The organism is Microbispora sp. CL1-1, assembly GCF_012034195.1.
Lineage (GTDB): Bacteria > Actinomycetota > Actinomycetes > Streptosporangiales > Streptosporangiaceae > Microbispora.
In genome coordinates, this window is record NZ_JAATEK010000103.1 from 1 (window position 1) to 3533 (window position 3533).

General features: G+C 58.6%; 2 protein-coding genes. Both read right to left on the reverse strand.

Features of this window, described 5'->3' with window-relative positions; translation table 11 throughout:
• Nucleotides 1-209 precede the first annotated feature (209 nt).
• A complete protein-coding gene (locus tag HCK04_RS40025; RefSeq protein WP_142652732.1) occupies nucleotides 210-833 on the reverse strand; it encodes a hypothetical protein in 624 nt (207 codons plus the stop codon).
• Between the two features lie 9 nt (nucleotides 834-842).
• Nucleotides 843-3533 (reverse strand): DNRLRE domain-containing protein (locus HCK04_RS40030; protein ID WP_205831283.1); only part of this gene is annotated, 2691 nt, incomplete at its 5' end.

Genomic DNA, 3533 nt, shown 5'->3' on the forward strand with positions numbered 1-3533 from the left:
AGGTTTCGTTAACAGCAAACGGCGCGGGCACAACCGGAATCATCTGCGGCCGTCGCGAGAAGGCTGGACGGAAGCGGCGACTTGGTCACATCCCACCAACTTGTGTGGCCGGTCACCGTTCCCCCACCGCCGGCCTCGTTGACCCCGCGACCCGTGCGGAATGCCGCCGCGATATAGCATGGACAGTCAGTTATCGATGACAACTTTGACTAAATGAACACCCGCACACCTCCAGAAGTTTCCCCGATCTCCAACCCATTCAGATGGTGGAGGCCCTCGCAATAACGACTTATCAAGTCAACCATTGAATAGTTCAAGCCAATAAGGAGATCAGGGTCTTCACTGTGCGACACGGAGAGTGTCAGCGTTCGCTCATAACCGTCGATACGGAAGACGACATCCGTGTAGCCATTACGGGAAAAGCAGATGGCCATAAGTTCCCCAGACCATGTCCGACCATAAACAGTCCAGGGGTCGGAACCGTATGCAATCTGCTTCAGGATCCAAGCATGCTTGTGAAGAGCGGAATCCGCTGGCGACGGCATCCCTAGAGTTCCGTCATCTCGCGGCACAGGGCGGGCGGGGAAACCCTCGCCAATGAGCGCATCAGAGAGGGCCTCCCCTCGGGAGGATGAGTAATCGACACTGACATCGACTGTGCTACGGCCAGGCTGTTCTATGGTCAGCGTCGCATACCGTGCATGAAAAGCGATGGACGCGATGCCGATGCCGATATCGGCATTAGCTTTCTGTAGTGCTGCCACCTCAGAAAGTAGCCGAAGGCACTTTACCACATCCGGCGCACCGCCGTCGCGTCTGTCGTCGATCCTCAACCTTACCTCTTACGGCTTATACGGAATTGGTAGAATCGGGTGGACCGGGTTGCCCCCTACCCAGTCCGGACACCAGGTTACCCCCTCACAGTATGCCGTAACTACTCCGAACGTGTCCGCATACTTCCACGGCTCTGTGTTGAAGTCAACGATCGTCCTTGTGTTCATAGTGCGAACGGTTCTACATCTCTTCCACCGCAGAATACCCGAGCAATGATTATCGTATGCTGTGGCGAGATAGTGAAATCTGGACACAAGGATTGAATCCGGTTGCTGGATTCCTCGTATCGGGCTCTTGGTCATGTAGTAGGCTGCCGTGACGGTGAGGTTGTGCTTCTGCGTGATCTTTATATGCCCGAAGCCTCTGTCCAGGATCGGATCAAACCATCCTTTTCGGTAGTTTATTTTCTTTCCGCCCTTGTCTCGCCAAAACGCGAGAAGGTCGAACGAGCCCGCGGGTTCCGCCGCTAGCTGCGATGTGTTCACCTGCTCGTGATTGACTGCATTGCCCGTGCTTCTCTGAGTTGCCCTGCCAGAGTGATCCCTCTTGACTTTGTCCCGAAGTTCCGTGAGGAGCCGAGGAGCCTTACCGTCAGACCTTCTCGCTGCAGCCTGGCGCGCAGCTGCCGCACCTACTACAGGGGCCATTCGCAGGTCATCTAGGTATACTGTATGCAGAGACTCATCCGTAAAGTCCGCCTCTGTCCACAGAACGGCGTTCGCCGTTCCCGCCGGCGCAGTTACTACGACGCTCTGCAGCGGTTGCCATCGACCCGATGTAAGCTCGCCGAAGTCAGATGAGGAGTCCAGGAAGTTCCAGTCGGCGTCATACCAATCGACACCGTAGAAACCTGTCGCATCCGCGTCAGGGCGAATCCACCCTGTGATCTCATAAGTACCGGGCGTCACGGAAAGATCTTGCGCCATACCTGTGCAGCATTCCGGTGCTCCAAGCGAGAGCTTCGCTGACGCCGCCCCCTCGTGCGCCTGTTCGGTCGACTGAGTGAGTTCATCGTCCCCCCACCATGGATACCAGGGGGATATCCCCTCTTCGAAGGATGGGTTGGCATTAAGCGTGGATCCCGTCGCTGGCGGGGTAGGTGAGGGTGACGGGGTGGGGCCGTCGTCCGTTGGCTCCCCCGTTTGAGGTTCGTCATAGCGCGGATGCGCCTCGGGATCGCTGGCGATCGGCGACTCGATGCCCGAGTCGTCGGCGAGTACCGGCTCTCGAGTCACCTGTCCCGTGGTTACCAGCTCTGTCAGGTCCTCCTCTGACATGTCGGGGACACTTGAGAGGGAAGAGAAGTCATATTCCGTACCATTCAGCGGAACCGTGGGCGACCCGTCAAACAGCGTGAAGTCGACGGAATCCGGTGCATCTGTCTCAAAGTTGATGAACAGAACCGGCCCAGTTCCGGCGCTCTCCGACGAGCGATACATTCGCCAGTTGGTGGCGTCCGACTCATTTGCTGCCCGCAGTTGGACCCCGTAGTCGGAGGCACCATCTGCCCAGGCCTGAACGATGTTCTCGATGGAGTAGTAGAGCTCCGCCTCGGCGCAGTTGGGATCCCCGGCTGCAGCTTTCTGAGTGATCGCGCCAGATGTCGTCGTTGAAGGCTGATTAGACAGGGTTAATGTGCTTTGCATCCAGTCGCTGGTAACACGTCGGACCTGAATTCCCGAGCCGACAGAGGAGCCGCATGCGTTGGACTTATAGTTCCATAGGCGTAGGTCCGCGTTGAGGATCCTCGCTCCACGAAGAGGTCCCCCGGCATTGAAGCGGATGTACGTCCGTGCGGTCTTGCTGCCGCTGCCGAACTTGCCCGCGTGCAGCCAGGTCGCATCCCCGATAGCATTTGGGTAGTCGCTGCTCACGAACACGTCGTCCTGCAGGCCCGCCCCCACCCAGGACGATGTAGTGAGCGTGACGGGGTACTGAACTGCGGGGTCGGCGAGGAAAGTTTGGTCGGGTTGCAGTACCAGTGCGGTACCGGTGCTGGTTTTCTCGACCTTCCCTGGGACGTCTCCTACGTGTCCCGTATCGGGTGAACGCTCGGCGCCGGCATCAGCCATGCGCAGGGGCCCGGCCGTCGCCAGCGTTTCATCTTTAGCTCCCGTCAGCCGCAGCTTTCCGCCTGCCGAAAGCTTGTACTGCTGCCCCTGGGGGAGGTCTACGGGGATGCGAATCTCCGTAGGCTTCTTCGGGCGTTCACGTAGCACGATCGACTGGGTGAAGCCGGTCGGTGTTGCCTTGAGGACCAGGTCGCCTCCGGTCACAGCATTCCGATAGATGGCCTCATTGCCGCTGATCTGCGGGCGAGAAAGGGCCTTGGGCCATCCAACTGTGCGAAGACCGTGCCCGTCGTCGAACCGGACAACTGGACCCGGTCCGCCGACAGAAAACGAGACGTTGGACTTAGCCGCCTTTGGCTTAAGCTCACCATTATCTTCGACCAGCGTAGTGTCGATGGGGACGAACTGACCGTTCCTGCTGACCCGGATCGGGCCAGCGTGCATTTCTACTCGGAAGGTGCCATCTGGGAGAGCATAGAGGGTGGAGTCTTCACGCCTGGCGGACGTAATCTCCACTTCCGATCCTCGAGCCTTAGCGGCTGCCTTTGCCGTCGATACCTCATCCTTCTGAACAGTTGGCGACGGGCTGGTGACGATAGCGGAATCAGCAGTCCCCTGGCCGACAAT